Annotated in this window: 16 protein-coding genes; 6 read left to right on the top strand and 10 right to left on the bottom strand. The window is 64.9% G+C overall.

Features of this window, described 5'->3' with window-relative positions; genetic code table 11:
• Positions 1–21 precede the first annotated feature (21 nt).
• From MC381_RS03465 to MC381_RS03450, 4 genes are all read right to left on the bottom strand, one after another.
• Positions 22–1,164 carry an ABC transporter permease gene (locus MC381_RS03465; protein WP_251976324.1) on the bottom strand — a complete coding sequence of 381 codons (1,143 nt, stop codon included), beginning with the start codon at positions 1,162–1,164 and terminating at the stop codon, positions 22–24.
• A 72-nt stretch (positions 1,165–1,236) separates the two neighbouring features.
• The gene (locus tag MC381_RS03460; protein WP_251976323.1) at positions 1,237–2,838 is read right to left on the bottom strand and encodes a sugar ABC transporter ATP-binding protein; all 1,602 of its coding nucleotides are present in this window, start codon (positions 2,836–2,838) and stop codon (positions 1,237–1,239) included.
• Positions 2,838–3,488: a DUF2291 family protein gene (locus MC381_RS03455; RefSeq protein WP_251976322.1), complete on the bottom strand. Its 651-nt coding sequence runs from the start codon at positions 3,486–3,488 to the stop codon at positions 2,838–2,840. Before MC381_RS03455 ends, MC381_RS03460 begins: the two co-directional genes overlap by 1 nt.
• 31 nt (positions 3,489–3,519) lie before the next feature.
• A complete protein-coding gene (locus MC381_RS03450) occupies positions 3,520–4,632 on the bottom strand; it encodes an MDR/zinc-dependent alcohol dehydrogenase-like family protein (RefSeq protein WP_251976321.1) in 1,113 nt (370 codons plus the stop codon).
• A gap of 331 nt (positions 4,633–4,963) precedes the next feature.
• Between MC381_RS03450 and MC381_RS03445 the strand changes: the two genes are divergently transcribed.
• Positions 4,964–5,629 (top strand): GntR family transcriptional regulator, encoded by a 666-nt coding sequence (locus tag MC381_RS03445; RefSeq protein ID WP_251976320.1) that lies wholly within the window; start codon positions 4,964–4,966, stop codon positions 5,627–5,629.
• Positions 5,630–5,709: 80 nt separating this feature from the next.
• On the opposite strand, the gene MC381_RS03440 is transcribed toward MC381_RS03445, so the two are convergent.
• The 6 genes from MC381_RS03440 to rpiB all read right to left on the bottom strand — a co-directional run bounded on the left by MC381_RS03440 (position 5,710) and on the right by rpiB (position 11,642).
• Positions 5,710–6,468, bottom strand: coding sequence for an SDR family NAD(P)-dependent oxidoreductase (locus MC381_RS03440; RefSeq protein WP_251976319.1), 759 nt, complete (start codon positions 6,466–6,468; stop codon positions 5,710–5,712).
• Positions 6,465–7,379, bottom strand: a complete 915-nt coding sequence (locus MC381_RS03435; RefSeq protein WP_251976318.1) for a sugar phosphate isomerase/epimerase family protein — start codon at positions 7,377–7,379, stop codon at positions 6,465–6,467. Before MC381_RS03435 ends, MC381_RS03440 begins: the two co-directional genes overlap by 4 nt.
• A 215-nt stretch (positions 7,380–7,594) precedes the next feature.
• Entirely contained in the window at positions 7,595–8,854 is a 1,260-nt protein-coding gene (locus tag MC381_RS03430) for a TRAP transporter large permease (protein ID WP_251976317.1), read from the bottom strand.
• A complete protein-coding gene (locus tag MC381_RS03425; RefSeq protein ID WP_251976316.1) occupies positions 8,851–9,414 on the bottom strand; it encodes a TRAP transporter small permease in 564 nt (187 codons plus the stop codon). Before MC381_RS03425 ends, MC381_RS03430 begins: the two co-directional genes overlap by 4 nt.
• Positions 9,415–9,480: 66 nt before the next feature.
• The gene (locus MC381_RS03420) at positions 9,481–10,629 is read right to left on the bottom strand and encodes a TRAP transporter substrate-binding protein (protein WP_251976315.1); all 1,149 of its coding nucleotides are present in this window, start codon (positions 10,627–10,629) and stop codon (positions 9,481–9,483) included.
• A gap of 551 nt (positions 10,630–11,180) precedes the next feature.
• Positions 11,181–11,642, bottom strand: a complete 462-nt coding sequence (rpiB, locus tag MC381_RS03415; RefSeq protein ID WP_251976314.1) for a ribose 5-phosphate isomerase B — start codon at positions 11,640–11,642, stop codon at positions 11,181–11,183.
• 359 nt (positions 11,643–12,001) lie between these two features.
• Here rpiB and MC381_RS03410 point away from each other — a divergent pair, with 359 nt between their 5' ends.
• From MC381_RS03410 to MC381_RS03390, 5 genes are all read left to right on the top strand, one after another.
• Positions 12,002–13,741, top strand: a complete 1,740-nt coding sequence (locus MC381_RS03410) for a dihydroxyacetone kinase family protein (RefSeq protein ID WP_251976313.1) — start codon at positions 12,002–12,004, stop codon at positions 13,739–13,741.
• An 86-nt stretch (positions 13,742–13,827) separates the two neighbouring features.
• Positions 13,828–14,598 (top strand): triose-phosphate isomerase family protein, encoded by a 771-nt coding sequence (locus MC381_RS03405; protein ID WP_251976312.1) that lies wholly within the window; start codon positions 13,828–13,830, stop codon positions 14,596–14,598.
• A 56-nt stretch (positions 14,599–14,654) separates the two neighbouring features.
• Complete coding sequence (tkt, locus tag MC381_RS03400; RefSeq protein WP_251976311.1) at positions 14,655–16,649, top strand: transketolase; 1,995 nt, start codon at positions 14,655–14,657, stop codon at positions 16,647–16,649.
• A 183-nt stretch (positions 16,650–16,832) separates the two neighbouring features.
• A complete protein-coding gene (locus MC381_RS03395) occupies positions 16,833–17,840 on the top strand; it encodes a LacI family DNA-binding transcriptional regulator (RefSeq protein ID WP_251976310.1) in 1,008 nt (335 codons plus the stop codon).
• Between the two features lie 247 nt (positions 17,841–18,087).
• On the top strand, positions 18,088–19,386 hold the full coding sequence (locus MC381_RS03390) for an MFS transporter (RefSeq protein WP_251976309.1): 1,299 nt from the start codon (positions 18,088–18,090) through the stop codon (positions 19,384–19,386).
• The last annotated feature ends 40 nt before the right edge of the window (positions 19,387–19,426 follow it).

Genomic DNA, 19,426 nt, shown 5'->3' with positions numbered 1-19,426 from the left:
CCCATCACGGGCGCCGCTCGATCAGTGCTGGACCGCCGGCTTGCCGGCGCTTTTCCCGTCGGCCGCGGCAGGCTCCCGATCCGTCGTTGACGGTGGCGCCGAGGCAGGAGAAGAAGGCGAGGCAGGGGCGGCCCGCTTGCGCCGCCCGCCGTACTGGATGCTGTTCAGGAGCACGGCCAGGACGATGACGGCGCCGGTGAAGACGGTCTGCCAGTAGGAGGAGACACCGATGATGACCAGGCCATCGGAGAGAAAGCCGATCACGAACGCGCCCAGCAGCGTGCCGCGCACGTTGCCTCGCCCACCGGTCAGCGCCGCCCCACCGATGACCACGCCGGCGATCGCGGTCAGTTCGTAGGTTGTACCGGCCGTCGGCCCGGCGGAGGTCAGCTGGGAAGAGAGCACCAGCCCGGCAATCGCCGCGCAGATACCGGAGAGCACGTAGACCGACACCTGCACGCGCTTGACCGGTACGCCCGAAAGCTCCGCCGCACGGGCATTGCCACCGGTGGAATAGACCCAGCGGCCGAAGGGTGTACGCGCCAGCGCCAGCAGCGTGACGATGGCGACCAGCGCCAGTACCCACACCCCCACCGGCACGCCGAGCAGGCGGTTGAAGCCAAGCCAGTCGAAGCCGGTGTTGCCGAGCTCGGGCTGGCCGCCGAGGTTGTTGTAGGTCAAGCCGTCGGTCATCAGCAGCGCCACGCCGCGCGCGACGTAGAGCAGCCCTAGCGTGGCCACGAAGGCCGGCACCTTGAAGTAGGCGATCAGAACACCGTTGATGGCACCGATCAGCGCACCGACGCCGCAGGTCAGGATGACCACCACCCACACCGGCGGGTAGAGCGTGACCCCGAACAGGTCGAAGGTGACGCCCTGCATCAGGAAGCCGGCCACCACGCCGGCCAGCCCCAGCGTCGACCCCACCGACAGATCGATGCCTCCCGTCAGGATCACCAGCAGCATGCCGATCGAGAGCAGGCCGAAGATTGCCACGTGCGACGACATGGTTAGAAAGTTGTTGGTCGTGAAGTAGACCGGCGACAGCAGCGAGAAGATCACGATGATCGCGATCAGGGCGAAGAACGCGCGCCCCTCGAGCAGCAGGCGCCCGAGATCGAAGCCGCCACGCTGGCGCACAGGCGCCTGGCGTTGCTTGGACATAATCAAAACTCCCTTCGCGTCAAAGCGCTCTCGTGTGTTGTGGTCGGGCGACCGACGCCTCGTCTTGCGTCTTCAGGCGACCACGGCCTCGCCGGAGGCTGCCATGATCTGTTCCTTGGAGATGTCGGCGCCGAACTCCGCGGCGATGCGCCCGCGGCTCATGACGACGATGCGGTGAGCAATGCTCAGGCACTCGCCGACCTCGGAGGTGGAAAAGATGACCGCCAGGCCCTGGCTGGCCGCGCCTTCCGCCAGCAACTTGAACACCTCCGCCTTGGCGCCGATATCGATGCCTCGGCTGGGCTCGTCGAGCAGCACGACGCGCGGATGGGTGGCAAGCATCTTGCCGATGACGACCTTCTGCTGGTTGCCGCCCGAGAGCGAGCCGATCTCGGCGCGCGGGCCGTCGGTTTTGATGTGGACATTGGCGATCGACTCCTCGACCACCCCTCGCTCGCGCCGCCCGGAGGTCAACAGCCCCTTGGTAAATGCCTTGATGCTCGCCAGCGACAGGTTCTCGCCGACCGACATCGTCTGTACCAGACCGTCGCGCTGGCGATCTTCCGGCACCAGCACCAGGCCCTTCTCGATTCGTTCGGCGATACTCAGGTGGGAAACGTCCTCCCCTTCCAGCCTCACCTGACCGCCGCTCGACGGCACCCGGCCGGCCACGCACTCCAGCAGCTCGGTGCGCCCGGCGCCCATCAGCCCGTAGAGGCAGACGATTTCACCGGCACGCACCTCGAGCGACAGGTGATCGACCACCGACCGCTCCGACACGCTGGAATCGGCGACGCTCAGATCCTCGATGGAGAGTGCCACCTCGCCCAGGGCATAGCCGGCCGGCGGCGAGCCGAGATCGAAGTTCTCGCCGACCATGTTGCGTACGATCCACTCGAGGTCGATCTCGGCGCGGCGGGCGTAAGCGGTCATCACCCCGTCACGCAGCACCACCGCGTGATCGGTAATGGTCAGCGCCTCCTCGAGGTGGTGGGAGATGTAGACGATGGACACACCGCGACTTTTCAGGTCGCGGATGACCCGGAACAGCACCTCGACCTCCGACGCCGATAGCGCCGACGTCGGCTCGTCCATGATCAGAATGCGCGAATCGACCGAGAGCGCACGGGCGATCTCGACAATCTGCTGTTGCCCCAGCCGCAGATCCTCGACCGGCGTCAGCGGATCGATCGGCTCGTCGAGTTCTTCCATCAACGCCCGGGTCTGGCGTGCCTCCTCGGCATAGTCGATGCCCGTGGGCCCCTTGATCTCACGCCCCATGAAGATGTTGTCGCGCACGCTCAGGTTGGGCGCGAGGCTCAGCTCCTGATGGATGATCGAGATACCCAGACGCTGTGCATCGGTAGTCGAGGCAAAGCGCACCGGCTCCCCTTCGAGCAGGATCTCGCCGTCGGTAGGCTGGATCACACCGGAGAGAATCTTCATCAGTGTCGACTTGCCAGCACCGTTCTCGCCGAAGAGCGTAGTCACCTGACCGCGATAGACATCGAAGTTGACGGTCTTGAGCGCCTGTACGCTGCCGAAGGATTTGGCGACATCGCGCGCCGACAGCACGATCGCCTCGTCGTGATGGCCCGCGCCGTTGGCATGCGCCCCGGCGGCGGTAGGCTCGACCACGGCGTGCCGAGCGTGAGGCGTGGAACGGGAAGCCATCACTGCACCTCCAGCCGGACCGGCGTCACCAGCCAGTTCTTGGGATTGATCAGTTTGAACACGCCCGTTACCTTCACCGTCTCGCCACTCAGGCTGGCGGTATCGAGATCGGCCAGCACGGCCTGCTTCATGGCATCGTTGATCGAAGCGCCCGCGTTCTGGTATTCGATCTGGTTGGTGAACTGGCTGAAGGCGATCTCGCCGGTGGCATCGCGCAGATCGGTCCCGTTGATCGCCGGCCCCGTCTGCAGGCGCACGCCGATGTCGTCGGGCACGCCCTCGACAGCCACCGTGTAGACGCCGGAGCGCGCCTCACCGAGCGTGCCGGTGAACGTCACCGGCACCACCGGCCCGAAGCCGTCGCCGACGCCATACTGCTGACCGGCAGCGGTCGCATCCTCTAGCACCGCCGCCGCCAGTTCCTCGGCGGGCACGGCACGCGCCTCGATGCTCTCGCGAATGGCAGGAAAGTGTTCGCTGCCGTAGGTGTCGGCCGAGAAGCCCCCGGCCAGTTCCGCTTCGGTGCCGATCTCGACCACCGTGGTATCCCAGGCCATCGCGGCAATGACCGCGACCGCGACGACGCCGAGGATCAGACGTCGGCGCGACTTGCCGGGGGATATCGGCCGGCTGGCGACGGTTGCACTCATGTCAGGCCTCCTCTTCGCACGGCGGTTCGGTTCAGGGAATCAGCACGATCTTCAGCGACTTCGCCCCGTGCTTCATGAGCTCGAAGCCCTCCTCGTACTTCTCCAGCGGCAACTGGTGAGTCACCACGCCGTCGGTGGGGAAGTCACCGTTACGGATGCCTTCGATGACCAGCGGATAGCAGTAAGGGCCAAGATGCGAGCCGAGCACATCGAGCTCCTTGCGGTCGGAGATGATGCTCCAGTCGACACTGACCGGGTCCTTGAACACGCTGAACTCGACAAAGCGGCCGAGCTTGCGAATCATCGACAGTCCCTGCTCGACCGAGGTCGGGTGACCGGTCGCCTCGATGTAGACGTCGCAGCCATAGCCGCCGGTCATCTCCTTGATGATCGACACCACATCGTCACGTTTCGGATTGAGGGTCAGATCGGCACCGAACTGCTCGGCCAGCGCCAGCCGATCGTCGAACAGATCGAGCACGATCAGCTTCTCGGCGCCGGCCTTCTTCGCCGCGCCGACCATGCCGAGGCCCAGCGTGCCCGCACCGGAGAGCACCACCACGTCGCCGAGTTCGATCTTCGCGCGCTGCACCGCGTGCAGCGAACAGGCGTACGGCTCGATCAGAATCGCCTTCTCCAGCGGCAGCTCTTCCGGCACGTGGTAGTTGATCGCCTCCTTGGTGAACTTCATGTACTCGGCCATGCCGCCATTGACGTTGTTCTGAAAGCCGTAGAGGTCGTGCTTCTCGCACATCCAGTACTGTCCGCGCCCGCAGAAGCGGCACTCCCAGCACGGCACGATCTGCTCGGAGATGACTCGATCCCCGGGCTGGTAGCCTTCGACCGCCGCGCCGACCTTGACCACCCGGCCGATAAACTCGTGGCCGGGAATCATCGGCGCCTTGATATAAGCCGGTTGTGTCTCGTCGCCCCAGAAGCTGGGGGCGCCGTCGTAAGACTTGATATCGCCGGCGCAGATGCCGCATCCCTCGACCTTGACCAGAATTTCCTTGTCATCGATCTCGGGAACGGGAACCTCCTCGTAGCGATAGTCACCGGGGGCGTAAGCGACCACAGCTTTCATCGTGCGCGGGATGTCGCCGGTAGCGGCGGTTTGGGGGGACGCGGTGGTAGATTCGGCCATGAGAGTCTCCGGAAGCAAACACATGCTCATTTGAAGTTCATATGTTTTTAGCCCCACCGCCCGGACAACTTCAACACTCCACGGAAAAACGACGCCTCATACTTTAGGTAAACAAAAATAAATCATTGTTTTAAAAAATATAAAAACCCAACTGCCCAGGATATTGCGACTAAAGTTATTCGGCGATATTTAATGTTAACTGTTAACATTAGAGTCAAATCGCCCTGTGCTTTCTGAACGCGAATAGAACATTTGTTCATTTACGAGTCGCTGTTGACAGTTTACAAACAAACTCGAATATTCACTCCTGAGCCCAAACGATGAGCCCTCCATGATTCGTAACCTGAAACGCACGACCCTGCGCGACCAGTGCCTGGATGGGCTACGCGCCGCGATCACGTCCGGCCAGCTGCACAGCGGCCAACACCTGGTCGAGACGGAGCTTTCGGAAGCCTTCGGCGTCAGTCGAGGCACCCTGCGGGAAGCGATGCGCCGCCTTGAGCAGGAAGGCTTGCTCGTGGCCGGCCCGCGCGGGCAGCTCAGCGTGAGAGCCATCGACAAGGCCGAACTGGGACACATCTATGAAGTGCGCACGGCGCTCGAGGTGCTGGCGGCCCAGCGGCTGCGGGCACAGCCGGACCACGCCCAGCGCCTAGCGCACCTGCGCGAGGCGCTGGCACGGCTGCAGCGCGTCGAGGGGGATCTTGGCGAACAGATCGAAGCCGATCTCGATTTTCACCGCACCCTGTGCGAACAGAGCGGCAATCCGGCACTGCTGACCACCTGGCTGTCGCTCGAGGGCGCCATCCGCATCTCGGTGATGCAGGCCGGTCTCGATCGCGCGCTGCGCAACATGTCCGCCGACCGCCACCACCTCATCGTCGATACGCTCGAACGAGGAGACCCCGGCGAGATCGAGGACGAACTCCAGCGACATATGCGAGAAGCGGTCGCCAGACTGGTCTCGGCTTACGAAACGTCGGACGCGGACTCGTAGGTCCGCGTCACGACAACGTTACCCGGGTGACCGAGATCGACCCGCCGCAAGACAACCGCCCGACGCACGGCTGTTCGGCATCAGTACATATGCATGCCGCCGTTGATATCCAGCGCCGCGCCCGTGGTATAGGAAGAAAGCTCGGAGACCAGGAACAGGAAGCCGCGAGCCACATCCTGAGCATCCCCCAGGCGGTTGAGCGGAATATTGGCGAGAATTTTTTCCTGCATCTCGCCGGAGATCTTGCCGGCATTGATATCGGTCTGGATCAGCCCCGGCGTGACCGAGTTGACGCGGATGTTATGCACCCCGAACTCTCGCGCCATCGCCTTCGACAGCCCCAGCATGCCGGACTTGGCGGCGCTGTAGTGCGGACCGCCGAAGATACCGCCGCCGCGCTGTGCCGACACCGAGGAGGTATTGGCGATCGCCCCGCCCTGCTGCTCGACCATGTACGGCAGCACCGCCTGCGACATGTAGAGCATGCCGCGCAGGCTCACGTCGGTGACCTGCTCGTAGTTTTCCGGCGTGATCTCCAGCGTTTTCAGCGGCTGGGTAATGCCGGCATTGTTGATCAACACGTCGATCCGCCCAAAAGCGTCTTTTACGGCTTGCGCCGCCGCCTCGCAGGAGGCCTTGTCAGTGACATCGCAAACGACGCCCAGCGTTCGCTCGGCACCGATGTCGGCGGCGGCCTGCCGGCTCTGTTCCAGATCCAGATCGGCGATCACCACCGTGGCACCCTGTTCGTGAAACAGGCGCGCCGTCGCCTTGCCGATGCCACGCGGGCCGGCACCACCGGTAATGATGCAGACCTTGTTGTCGAGCAGTCCGTTCATGATTGCGTCTCTCCAGAGCGGGTAGAAAGGTCGTTGGCCTGAAGGCCGGGATGATGCTGCGCCATGAAGCGCAACGATGCCGCGACACCGCTCTCGATCACCTCGAGCGGCAGTGGCTCGGCCAGTTTGTCGGGCTGTGCCTGGGTGTCGCGGCGCAGCCGGAAAGGTAGCTCGAGGCTGAACGGCAGCGCTCGGGATGCCAGCGCGGCGACGATCGGGGCATAGTCGATATCGCCCTCGCCGAGCGCCTCGAAGCGGTATCCGTCGGCGACCCGCGTGACCGCCTTGAGATGCAGGTGGTCGCTCAGCGGGATCGCCGCCTGAGCATCCGCCTCCGGCGACAGCGCCGGACGATGGGAAATCAGGTTGCCGGGGTCGTAGTTGATGCCGGCGGCGGCGCGATCCAGCCGCGCCAGAAAGGCGGGGAGGTCGTCCGCCGCATTGATCAGGTTGTCGCGACCGTCGCCGGGGTTCTCGAACAGTAGCTTCACGCCGGCCGCGCGGGCCGCGTCGATCATCCCTTCGAGATCGCGGTCGAAAGTCGCCCGCCCTGCCAGGCTCGCGGCGTTGGTGATCAGATACCGCGCACCCAGCGCGGCGGCGAAACGGATGCGCACCGCCAGGCTCTCGCCGGCCCCGGGCTCGCCCAGGTCGATATGCGCGGACAGCACCGTGCAGCGCTGTCCGCGCCGGGCCAGTTCGTCGACGAGCCGTCGCGCCAGCGCATCGTTGAGGTCGGCATCGGTGAATTCGCTGACGTACCCCTTGATAAAGGCCAGCTCGACGTCGGCAATGCCCAGGCGCTGCATCGAGTCGAGGATCTCGGGCCAGTCATAACCATCCCAGGCGGCGGTACTCACCGACATGCCGATGGCACGTAGGCGCTCGGCCGAAGGCAATGCTGTACTCATGGCGTTAACTCCATCGATGACGGGGCCGGCTCGGCGCCTTTCCCGCGCGGTCATTAAAATCGTTCATTCAGGGATGTCGTTCGTCGTCGTGGTTCACGACACACGCATCGCCACACCGGGCAAACCCGCGACCTCACCTAATTGTTGACTGTTAACAATAAATCGAGACATGACGCGACGCCTGATAGCGCCGGCATGCCGCCGGCTCCTCGGGTTTACCCCATCGGGAAGAGCGCCGGCACGTAGCTCACCAGTACCAGCACCAGCAGCGCGAACAGGTAGAACGGCACCAGTGCCCTGGCGGTCTGCTCGATACGCACGCCGGCTATCGACGACGAGATGAACAGTGTCGTGCCGACCGGCGGCGTGAACAGGCCGATGGCCAGATTGAGCACCATCATGATGCCGAGCTGGATCAGGCTCATGTCGATCGACTCGGCCAGCGGAATCATGATCGGCGCCAGCAGCAGGATGGCCGGCGTCATGTCGATTACCGCACCGACCACCAGCATCAGCAGGTTCATGAACAGAATGATCAGCACGTCCGCCAACCCCAGCGAGTCGACGAAAGCCACCAGCCGCGACGGCAGCTGGTCCACCGTCATGATCCAGCCCAGCACGGAGGAGGCCATGATCAGCAGCATCACGGCACCGGTCGCCCGTCCGGCACTCAGCACCGAGCCCAGCAGCCCGCGCGGCGAAAGGTCGCGATAGCAGAGCCTGACGACCAGGGCGTAAAAGACCGCGACGACACTGATCTCGGTCGGCGTGGCGACGCCGCCGATCAGCGCCCCGAGAATGATCACCGGCATCAGCAGCGCCGGCAGTGAGCTGAGCAGGCCACGCGTCACCGCCACCAGCGAGAAGGGCTGCTCGCTGCGCGGATAGTTGCCGCGACGGGCGATCAGGTAGACCGCGATCAGGCTGGCACCGCCGAAGATCAGCCCCGGGATCACGCCGGCCAGAAAGAGCGTACCAACCGACACCTGCGCCACGCTGGAATAGATGATCAGCGGAATCGACGGCGGAATGATCACGCCGATTACCGAACTCGCCGAGTTGACCGCCGCAGCGAAGGGGCCGGGATAGCCCTCGCGCTTCTGCCACGGAATCAGCACCGAGCCCAGCGCCGACGCATCCGCCACGGCCGATCCGGAAACGCCCGCGAACAGCATCGAGGTCACCACGCTCACCTGCCCCAGCGCACCGCGCACGCGACCGACCAGCAGTCCGGCAAAGTGAATGATGCGCTGCCCCAGCGTCCCGGCGATCAGCAGTTCGCCGGCCAGAATGAAGAACGGTATCGCCAGCAGCAGCGAGCTCTGGGTGGCATCGAAGAAACGCTGGGCGGCGATCGACAGCGGATAGCTGCCGCTCAGCGCAATCCCGATGCTGCTCGCGCCCAGCAGGGCGTAACCGATCGGCAGCGCCAGCGCCAGCAGCAGCAGGAACAGCGGCAGGGCGATCAATGTCATGGGGCTTCCTCCTCGACTGGCGACTCGACCCCGCTGGCCAAGCCAATGAGGTCGACCAGCGCCAGCAGCAGTACGCCGAGTGCGCCCAGCGGCAAGCTGTAGAAGGCCCAGGTTGCCGACCAGCCCAGCACCGGCGTCGTCTGATACTGCATATAGGTCAACAGCACAAAAGACTGCTGGATCAGCAGCGCCATCAGCGCCATCACCATGAGCTGAACCAGCACCATCAGCAGGCGAGCCGCCCGCAGCGGCAGCTTGCGAAGGAAGAAATCCACACCGAGATGCTGATGCCGCGCCGCCGCCATGACCACGCCACCCATGATCAGCCAGGGAAACAGGATCACCGGCAGCTCGTTACCCCAGGCGAGCGACCCCGACAGGAAGTAGCGGACGACGACACCCGCCATCAACGTGGCACCGATCACCAGCGTGGTCGTCACCACCACCACACTGCCAAGCCAGTAGAAGAGCTCGCGGCTGCGAGCGAGCCATCGCGTCAGCGACGGTTTCGGCACTCGGGCGTCGTCTCTGTCGTTCATCACGCTATACCCCTGGGTCATTGTCGCCTCCTTCGACTGGGCGCTCGGCGCGACCGACGGGCCGAGCTGCCGCCCGGCCCGCGGCGATCAGAGGGCGTTGGCCTCGTCGGCCGCCTGACGCGCATGCTCGACGATATCGCCCAGCTTCTCCTGCCAGGTGTCGAGGACCGGCTGCGTCGCCTCGCGGAACGCGGCGGCATCCACGTTGTTGACCTCCATGGCGCCGCTTTCGCGGATCTGCGCCAGCAGCTCATCGGTCTGCTCGATCAGCGTCTGACGCTGAAACTCGGCGGACTCCTGGGCGGCGCGCTGAAGCGCCTCGCGATCCTTCTCCGGCAACCGCTGCCAGGTCGGCATACCGATCACCACCGGCGTGGTCTCGTAGCGGTAGTCGGAGAGCGATAGGTATTGCTGCACCTCATCCAGATGCGAGGACATGATGTTGACCACCGGATTCTCCTGGCCATCCACTGTGCCCTGCTTGAGCGCGACATAGAGCTCGCCGAACGCCATCGGTGTCGGGTTGGCGCCCAGCTCGCCGAGGGTGTCGATGGTCACGGCATCCTGGGAGGTCCGCATCTTCAGCCCGGCCAGATCTGCCGGCTTCTCGATCGGGCGCACGTTGTTGGTGAACTGACGCAAGCCGTTATCCCACCAGGCGAGCACTTTCAGACCGCGCTCCTCGGCCTGAGCCTCTACTTCGTCGCCGACCGGACCATCCACGACCTCCCAGGCGGCCTGCGGCGAATCGAACAGGAACGGCAGCCCGAAGACATTGGCCTTGGGCACGATGGAAGCCAGCGACCCCTGACTGTTGGCGGTCAGTCCGATCGCGCCGCTTTGCGTTTGCTGCAGCATCTGCACATCGGAGCCGAGCTGCTCGGAGCCCTGGATGCGCAGCGTGAGGTCGCCTTCGCTGTACTGCTCGACCAGATCCGCCATGTGTTCGGCTGCCAGCGAGCGCGGATTGCCCGGCGCAGCCCCATGCCCCAGCACCAGCGTTTGCGCCGCCTGGGCGCCGCTGACCGCGACCCCGGCCGTCAGACCGACGGCCAGGACCAGTGCCCGCCGCCAGGTGGTGGCCTGCAGCGAATCGATCTCGCCTGCTTCGAAACCTGCCTTTTGGCGTCGTGTTTGTCTGGAAAGTGAACGGAATGTCTTCATGCTGGCTCCCCCTGCCGTGGCACCGGCGTTTAGCCGCCGTTGAAAGCGTTCGGGATAGTCCAGGCGAATCATGCCTGCGCTCCCGACTACCCTTACAGCAATATTCCGCATCACTGTTAACAGTCAACAAAACGCCTCTTCGACTTTGGCCGAAGGTATTCAAGGCACTGAATTTGAAAGAGAAAAATCGCTCTTCAGGACGCCCTACGACCAAAGAACGTGGGCGCAAGATACGCATCACCCCGGCAGCCCATGCCGACCCGAGGCAGAGGAACGGCGAGCCATCGAGAGGCGTGCAAGAGGCGAACCGGAAAGAAGTGCCCGACGAGATCGGAGATCGATTGAACCAGAGATCGATTACACCAGAGCGCGTCAGGCAGCGACGCGGACGAGAATCAGCCTCCGACGTCGGGATACGTGATCGCGACGAGGCGCTGCGATACCGGCTCGGTATCAAGCCCCGTAGCGCCTGTATGGCGGTGGCGAGATAAAAAAAGCGCGGCTCGCCTGGGCGAGCCGCGCTCCGTCGTTCATCCGATCCGTCCGCACCAGAACTTGGCGACGATGCCTTAGACAGTTTCCACTCTGCCGGAAGCCTTACGCCGCTCTCGCCGGCAACGCGTTCAGCGCTGCCCGCGTTCGTAGGCCTCGATGCGATCCACCTTGGGCTGGGACCGCCCACCCGGCTCGAATTCGTTACTCAGAAAACTGTCGACGATCGTCTTTGCCAGTTCGATGCCGATGACGCGCGCACCCATGGTCACGATCTGCGCATCGTTGCTCTTGCGTGCCCGCTCGGCCGAATAGGTATCGTGCGCCTGCGCGGCACGAATGCCGGGCACCTTGTTGGCAGAGATCGCCACGCCGATGCCAGTGCCACACATCAGGATGCCGCGGTCGTAGCGGCCATCGGCGATCGCTTCAGCGACTGCCAGGGCGATATCCGGGTAGAGCACCGGCTGCGCGTCGTGCGTGCCGAAGTCCTCGACCTCGTGTCCCAGCGCACGCACGTGCTCGATGATCTGCTGCTTCATCTCGTAGGCGGCCTCGTCGCACCCGAGCGCCACTCGCCATGTCTGTGCCATCACTCACCTCCCGTCCGGTCAATGGCGTGTCGGAACCACGGTTCATCATAGACAGCAATGCTTCATATGAACAAATGGTTTTCATATGAACAAAAGTCTAGCCGCCAGGTGCCGCTCAATTCGAGGTATCTCCGCGGCCTCATCGACATGCCGCTGCGCGGCGCCACTGAACCGAGACACGCCAAATCAGCGCGAAACACCCACCAAAGTCGCATATCCGCACATTATGCCAGCGCTATGATGGTGCTCATGACTGCGACAAACAAATGTTCGCACAAAGATCATAATCTCAACGTCGCGATATCACCGCTATCGGGCGCATCGCGACCGGGCATCCATCCCCTGCCGGAGCGTCGGCCATGACACGTCTCTTCAATGACCCAGTGAATTTCGTCGACGAGGCCACCGAAGGCTTCGTCGCCGCCCATACCCAGCGCGTCTGCCAGGTCCCCGGCGGCGTCATTCGCAGCACCCGCAGCGAACCAGGCAGCGTCGCCGTGGTGATCGGCGGAGGTTCGGGCCACTACCCGGCCTTCGCCGGTCTGGTCGGCCAGGGGCTCGCTCACGGCGCCGTCATGGGCAACCTATTTGCCTCTCCCTCGGCGCAGCAGGTCTATAACGTCTGCAAGGCGGCCAACAACGGCGGCGGCGTTCTCTTGAGCTTCGGCAACTACGCCGGCGACGTATTGCACTTTGGTCAGGCCCGCGAGCGGCTGATCCGCGAAGGCATTCCGTGCGAGATCGTCGCGGTGATCGATGACGTCTCCAGCGCCGAGCAGGAGGAACTCCACAAGCGTCGCGGCATCGCTGGCGACCTGACCGTCTTCAAGGTGGCCGCAGCGGCAGCCGAAGCCGGTTATTCGCTCGAAGAAGTTGTGCGTGTCTCGCGTGCCGCGAACCTGCGCACACGTTCGATGGGCGTAGCCTTCGACGGCTGTACCCTGCCCGGCGCCGACGACGCCCTGTTCCACGTGCCGGATGGCAAGATGGCAGTGGGCCTCGGCATTCACGGCGAACCGGGCATCAGCGAACAGGCCATCCCCACGGCCGACGACCTGGCCGAGCTGCTGGTATCGCATCTACTGGAGGAGATCCCGGACGGCATCGACAGCGTGCACGGCGCTCGCACCTCGGTGCTGCTCAACGGCCTCGGTTCGATCAAGTACGAGGAGTTGTTCGTCGTCTACCGACGCGTCAACCAGCTACTGACAGAGGCAGGCCTGGAGATCGTCGAACCCGAGGTGGGCGAACTGGTGACCAGCCTCGACATGGCCGGCGCTTCGCTGACGCTGTTCTGGCTCGACGAAGAGCTGGAGCGGCTGTGGAAAGCGCCTTGCGATACCCCCGCCTATCGCAAGGGCAGCCTCAACCCGGCACCGCCGATCGATGCTTCCCAGCTCGACATTCCCGACGCCGATGAAATTCCGCCAGCGAGCGAAGCGTCGATGGCCGCGGCGCGCTGCCTCCGGCAGGCGATCGGCGCGACCCGCCAGGTCGTTGACGACAACGTCGAGGAACTGGGCCGCATGGATGCGATCGCTGGAGACGGCGATCACGGCATCGGCATGCAGCGCGGCGCCGTGGCAGCGGACAAGGCCGCCGAGTCGGCGGTCGACCGTCAAGCCGGGGCCGGCACACTGCTGCGGCTGGCGGCGGAAGCCTGGTCAGACCGCGCCGGCGGCACGTCCGGTGCGATCTGGGGCGTGATGCTCAATGCACTGAGTCTGACCCTGGGCGACGATGACGAACCGACGCCGACGCACTACGCTCGAGGTATCGCCAAGGCCAAGGATGACGTCATGGCCTTCGGCAAGGCGAAGCCCGGCGACAAGACGCTGGTCGACGCGCTGATCCCGTTCAGCGAGGCATTGTCGCAGGCAGTGGATGCCGGCGAAGCACTGGCACCGGCCTGGCAGCGGGCCTGCGAGGTCGCCACGCAAGCGGCCAGCGATACGGCGGCGCTCAAGCCAAAGCTCGGGCGGGCGCGCCCGCTGGCGGAGAAGAGCGTTGGCACGCCGGACCCCGGGGCCACGTCACTCGCCATGATCTTGACCGCCATACACGCGGTGATCGAACAGCACACGACGGCGACGACCTGATCGAAGGGACCGGAGGGAAGCCATGTTGACCGAACGCCCGACCGCCGGTCGGGCCGCCGAACATCAGCCACGCACAGGGAGCCGGCATGGCAAGCGCACCGATCACGCTCGGCATCAGCTTCAAGATGTACTTCGGCTACGAGCGTACGCTCGACTGGTGCCGACAGGTCGCCGATCGGGTAGCCACGCACGCGGCCGTCCGTGACGGTCGCGTGGCGCCGTTCGTGCTACCGAGCTTTCCTGCCATCGCACCGGCACTCGAGATATTTGCCGACTCGCCGATCGCCGTCGGCGCCCAAAACCTGTATCACGCGTCGAACGGTGCTTATACTGGCGAGGTGAGTGGAGTCATGCTGGCCGAGATGGGTTGCCGCCACGTCGAGATCGGCCATGCCGAACGCCGCCGGCTATTCGGCGAGGATGACGCCACGGTCGCCGCCAAGACGCAGGCCGCGCTGGCGCAGCGTCTGACGCCGGTGCTCTGCGTCGGCGAGCATTCGCGCCAGGGCGCCGAAGCAGCTATCGTCGCCTGTCGCGCACAGGTCGACAGCGCGCTTGCCCGCACGACCGAGAGCGAGCGTCGGCTGCCACTGGTGGTCGCCTATGAACCGCACTGGGCCATCGGCGCGGCCGAGCCGGCATCGCTTAACCACATCGCGGCGGTCTGCCAGGGATTGCGCGAGCACTTGTGCTCGAACCCTTCAGCCAGCGTCATCTATGGTGGCAGCGCCGGCCCCGACCTGTTGACTCGGCTGGCAGGACAGGTCGACGGGTTGTTTCTGGGGCGTTTCGCCCATGATCCGGCCGCGTTCGAGGCGATCGTCGAGGAGGCTTCGGCGCTCGCCGGATCACGCTAGGAGCGCGATCGGAACCGCTCCGACATCCATCTACTATCCAAGGGATTTGACAGCCAATGCCATCTCGCCGTCAGCTAGCCAACGCCATCCGCGCGCTTTCCATGGACGCCGTGCAGCAGGCCAACTCGGGCCACCCCGGCATGCCGATGGGCATGGCCGACATCGCGGAAGTGCTGTGGAACGACCATCTCAAGCACAACCCGAGCAATCCCGATTGGGAGGACCGTGACCGGTTCATTCTCTCCAACGGTCACGGCTCGATGCTGCACTACTCCCTGCTGCACCTCACCGGCTACGACCTGCCGCTGGAAGAGCTGAAGAACTTCCGCCAGATCGGTTCGAAGACCCCCGGCCACCCGGAACACGGCTATACGGCCGGCATCGAGACCACCACCGGGCCGCTGGGCCAAGGTCTCGCCAATGGCATCGGCATGGCCGTGGCCGAGCGCACGCTCGCCGCACAGTTCAACCGCGACGGCCACGAGATCGTCAACCACCGCGTCTGGGTCTTCGCCGGCGACGGCTGCCTGATGGAAGGCATCAGCCACGAGGCCTGCTCGCTGGCGGGGACCCTCGGGCTCGGCAATCTGACCGTATTCTATGACGACAACGGCATCTCCATCGACGGCGAGGTGAAGGACTGGTTCACCGACGATACCGCTCAACGCTTCGAGGCGTATGACTGGCACGTGGTGCGCGACGTCGACGGCCACGACGCCGAGCAGATCAACAAGGCGATCGAGGAAGCCAAGTCGCTCAGCGACAAGCCGACCCTGATCATCTGCAAGACGGTGATCGGCTTCGGCTCGCCCAACAAGGCGGGTAAGGAAGAGAGCCACGGCGCCGCGCTGGGCGAGGAAGAGGTCGCCCTTGCACGCCAGGAACTGGACTGGGCCTATCCGGCGTTCGAGATTCCCGACGACTATTACGCCGCCTGGGATGCCCACGAGAAAGGCCAGAAGCTTGAAGCCGAGTATGACGCCAAGCTTGCCGCCTACGAGAAGGCCTACCCGGCGCTGGCGAAGGAGCTCAAGCGTCGCTACAACGGCGAACTGCCCGCCGGCTTCGACGGTGACGCCCTGGTCAAGCGCGCCCAGGAAAAATCCGAGAAACTCGCCTCGCGCAAGGCCTCGCTCGCGGTGCTCAACGAACTCGGCCCGGATCTGCCGGAACTGTTCGGCGGCAGCGCCGACCTCGCCCCCTCCAACCTGACGCTGTGGAAAGGCGCCAAGGCGATCCGCAAGGAGGACTTCGACGGCGGCTACCTGCATTACGGCGTACGTGAGTTCGGCATGGGCGCGATTGCCAACGGCATCGCCACCCACGGCGGCTTCATCCCCTATGACGCCACCTTCCTCGTGTTCATGGAATACATGCATAACGCCGTGCGCATGTCGGCGCTGTCGCACACCCGCATCCTCCACGTCTTCACCCACGACTCCATCGGGGTCGGCGAGGATGGCCCGACCCACCAGCCGATCGAGCAGCTTGCCGACCTGCGCAACCTGCCGGGACTGGCAACCTGGCGCCCGTGCGACGCGACCGAAACCGCGGCCGCCTGGGTCGAAGGCCTCAAGCGCGAGAATGGCCCGACCGCGCTCATCTTCTCGCGCCAGGACCTGCCGGCGCAGTCGCGCAGCGACGAGCAGCTCAAGCAGATCCGCCGCGGCGGCTACGTGCTCAAGGACGCCGACGGCGGCCAGCCCGAGCTGATCCTGATCGCCACCGGCTCCGAGGTCGGCCTGGCGATGGATGCCGCCGCCGAACTGGAAGGCGAAGGCCGCAAGGTACGCGTCGTTTCCATGCCCTGCACCACCGAGTTCGACGCCCAGGACGCGAGCTATCGCGAGTCGGTGCTGCCGTCCAGCGTGCGCCAGCGCCTGGCGATCGAAGCGGCCATCCCGTCGACCTGGTACAAGTACGTCGGCCTCGATGGCGACGTGCTGGGCATGACCACCTACGGCGAATCCGGCAAGGGTGCGGACCTGTTCAAGCACTTCGGCTTCACGGTCGACAACGTGGTCAAACGCGCCAAAGCGCTGCTGGGCTGATCGCGCCCGTCTCGCGCTGACCGGTGCCGGCGCCCGGCACCGGCTATCGAAACCCACCCTAGCGGTGGGTTTTTTCGTGGTTCGGGCACTGCCTCGCGTGGAGGCGGGGCAACGCCCGAGCCACGATGACGTCACGCCCCGTCGCATGCCATACTGCCTGCCGTTCACCGTTCAGACCGCCTCATGAAGAAAGTCTCTCTGGCCGATGTCGCCAGCGCCGCCGGCGTCGGCAAGGCCACGGCATCCCGCGCGCTCTCTCCGTCGCCCCACGCCGATGTGCGCGAGGCCACCCGCCAGCACGTCCGCCGCATCGCCGAACAGCTCGGCTACCGCCCCAGCCGTACCGCGCAGGCGCTACGTACCGGCCGGCATCTGACCCTGAGCCTGGTGGTGCCGCTGGAGAGCTGGGGCTGGTGGGCGCCGGTGCTGCAGGGCGCCACGGCAGAGGCCAACCGCCTCGGCTACCAGCTGCTCATTCATCCGCTGCACGAATCGCTCGGCCTGGCGGGAACGCTGGAGGAGCTGTCGTACCTGGCGCTGGATGGCCTGGTGATCGTCACCCCGGAACACTTCGAGGCAAGCCAGACCGCGGCTGTCTCGCGCGGCCTGCCTACCGTGCTGATCGATGACGTGCTCACCGAGCCACCTTTCGTCACGGTGCGCTCCGACAACGCCGGCGGCGGCGCGCTGGTGGCGCGTCATCTGCTGGCGCGCGGACGTCGGCGCCCGCTGATCGTGGCGCCGTCCGGCCAAGCCGCCTTCATCGATGAGCGCATTGCCGGTTTCCGGTCCGTTCTGGCCGAGGCCGGCATCGCCTGCGAAGACGAGGCGATACTCATCTCGGATGACGACTTCGACCAGCCCGAGCCGGATATCGAACGGCTGGCGCGACGCTTGACGTCCTGCGCCCCCTTCGACTGCGTCTTCGCCCTTACCGACTATCTGGCAGCACCGGTGCTCGGCGCGCTGCGCAAGGCCGGCTATCGGGTGCCGCAGGACGTCGCCGTGGCCGGCTTCGATGACGAGCGCATTGCGCGGCTCGTCGATCCGCCGCTGACCACGGTCCATCAGCCGACCGCCCAACTTGGCGAACTGGCCGTGCGCCTGGTCGTCGAGGGGCAAACGGAAGCCCCCGAGGCGACGCGCCTGCATACCCTGCCGGTGTCGCTGGTCGAACGCGCCTCCAGCTAAACGTTCTTGCCGTTCCCACCTCCGCCGATCGTTTCACCACACTCCCGTCGGCGGTGGGTCGTCTTCGCTATTTTATTAGACTTTAGGCGCAGACCTGTCGCCGACCCTTGCATCTCGCGCCGGCACCCGGCAAGGTTCTGGAATCGATACCGGAACCGATTCCATTTTGCCGCGGTCTCGTTTTGCGTGGATGCTCTCGTCCGCCAAGCCCACTCAATGCAGGCCGAAGTTGCGCCAGGAGCTCGTCATGCCCACGCCGGATCTCGCCGCTGTTCTCGAGACCTCACCCACCAGCGAAGCGCTCGACGCCACCGGCAACGGCCGGGTCGGCCCCGGGTTCATCGCGGCCTACACGTTCGCCCTGTTCGGTATCTGGATGCTGGTGATGACACCCGCCACCGTGAGTCTGGCGCTGCGCGTCAACCAGGTCACGCCGGACAGCGCCACCAGCAGCTACTCACTGATCGCCGGTATCGGCGCGCTCGTGGCGATGTTCGCCAATCCGCTGTTCGGCCGCCTCAGCGATATCACCACCTCGCGCTTCGGCATGCGCCGTCCCTGGATGCTGGTCGGCGCGCTAGGGGGCGGCGGCGCTGCCGCCCTATTGGCCGGCGCCGACAGCCTGCTCGGTATCTTCGCCGGCTGGGCGCTGATGCAGCTCTTCGTCAACGCCGCCATCGCCGCGCTGATCGCGGTGATCGCCGATCAGGTACCGCCACAGCAGCAGGGCCTGCTGTCCGGCATCGCCGGTATGACGCCGACCGCCGGCATTCTGGCCGGCACCTACTTCGTGAAGCTGTTCCCCAACGATCCGTGGTTCATCTTCATGGCCCCGGCCATCATCGCCGTTGTCGCCGTGCTGCTGTTCATGGCGGTATTGCCGGATCGTCGCCTGGCACCCGGCGCGCGGCCCGATTTCGATCTGAAGACCCTGGCCGGCAGTTTCTACATCGACCCACGCAAGGCGCCCAGCTTCAGCTGGTACCTACTCAGCATGTTTCTGATCGCCAGCGCCCTGGCGGTCGTCCAGACCTATCTATTCTTCTTCATTCAGAATCATCTCGGCATCGCCACCGAACGCGTACCCGGACTGGTCTTCTATGCCGTGCTGGTGATGAATCTGATCGCGCTGGCACTGAGCCCACTGTCAGGCCTGATCTCAGACCGGATACAGCGGCGCAAGCCGGTCTTCGCCATGGCCGGCGCCGCACTCGCCCTCGGCGCGGTCCTGATGCTGCTGGCCGGCGGCCTACCCCTTTTCTTCCTGAGCGTCGCCATCATGGGCGTCGGTTATGGGCTCTTCTCCGGGCTCTATATCGCCATGGGTACCGAGACGATGGTCGATCCGACGACCAACGCCCGGGATCTGGGGCTGGTGAATATCGCCTACACGCTGCCCTATTCGCTGATCCCCCTGGTGGCACCGCTGCTGCTCGCGATCGGCGAAGGCCAGGCTGGCAGCGAGAACTATGGCGCCCTGCTGATCACCGCCGCGATCGTCGCCCTGGTCGGTATACCGGTACTCAAGTTTGTACGCATTCGCTAAATCGATACATCGCCGTTGAAGAGCCGCGGCTACCTCGTCG

Source organism: Salinicola avicenniae (assembly GCF_023736115.1).
GTDB lineage: Bacteria > Pseudomonadota > Gammaproteobacteria > Pseudomonadales > Halomonadaceae > Salinicola > Salinicola avicenniae.
This window is presented reverse-complemented; position numbering and strand designations above follow the sequence as displayed.

Bases quoted from the DNA above. Each gene is read 5' to 3' on its own strand.
- MC381_RS03405 (WP_251976312.1), top strand. From the start codon at position 13,828: ATGGCAAGCGCACCGATCACGCTCGGCATCAGCTTCAAGATGTACTTC.
- MC381_RS03435 (WP_251976318.1), bottom strand. From the start codon at position 7,379: ATGAGTACAGCATTGCCTTCGGCCGAGCGCCTACGTGCCATCGGCATG.
- MC381_RS03455 (WP_251976322.1), bottom strand. From the start codon at position 3,488: ATGAGTGCAACCGTCGCCAGCCGGCCGATATCCCCCGGCAAGTCGCGC.
- MC381_RS03450 (WP_251976321.1), bottom strand. From the start codon at position 4,632: ATGGCCGAATCTACCACCGCGTCCCCCCAAACCGCCGCTACCGGCGAC.
- rpiB (WP_251976314.1), bottom strand. From the start codon at position 11,642: ATGGCACAGACATGGCGAGTGGCGCTCGGGTGCGACGAGGCCGCCTAC.
- MC381_RS03445 (WP_251976320.1), top strand. From the start codon at position 4,964: ATGATTCGTAACCTGAAACGCACGACCCTGCGCGACCAGTGCCTGGAT.
- MC381_RS03425 (WP_251976316.1), bottom strand. From the start codon at position 9,414: ATGACCCAGGGGTATAGCGTGATGAACGACAGAGACGACGCCCGAGTG.
- MC381_RS03465 (WP_251976324.1), bottom strand. From the start codon at position 1,164: ATGTCCAAGCAACGCCAGGCGCCTGTGCGCCAGCGTGGCGGCTTCGAT.
- MC381_RS03390 (WP_251976309.1), top strand. From the start codon at position 18,088: ATGCCCACGCCGGATCTCGCCGCTGTTCTCGAGACCTCACCCACCAGC.
- MC381_RS03460 (WP_251976323.1), bottom strand. From the start codon at position 2,838: ATGGCTTCCCGTTCCACGCCTCACGCTCGGCACGCCGTGGTCGAGCCT.
- tkt (WP_251976311.1), top strand. From the start codon at position 14,655: ATGCCATCTCGCCGTCAGCTAGCCAACGCCATCCGCGCGCTTTCCATG.
- MC381_RS03440 (WP_251976319.1), bottom strand. From the start codon at position 6,468: ATGAACGGACTGCTCGACAACAAGGTCTGCATCATTACCGGTGGTGCC.
- MC381_RS03410 (WP_251976313.1), top strand. From the start codon at position 12,002: ATGACACGTCTCTTCAATGACCCAGTGAATTTCGTCGACGAGGCCACC.
- MC381_RS03430 (WP_251976317.1), bottom strand. From the start codon at position 8,854: ATGACATTGATCGCCCTGCCGCTGTTCCTGCTGCTGCTGGCGCTGGCG.
- MC381_RS03395 (WP_251976310.1), top strand. From the start codon at position 16,833: ATGAAGAAAGTCTCTCTGGCCGATGTCGCCAGCGCCGCCGGCGTCGGC.
- MC381_RS03420 (WP_251976315.1), bottom strand. From the start codon at position 10,629: ATGATTCGCCTGGACTATCCCGAACGCTTTCAACGGCGGCTAAACGCC.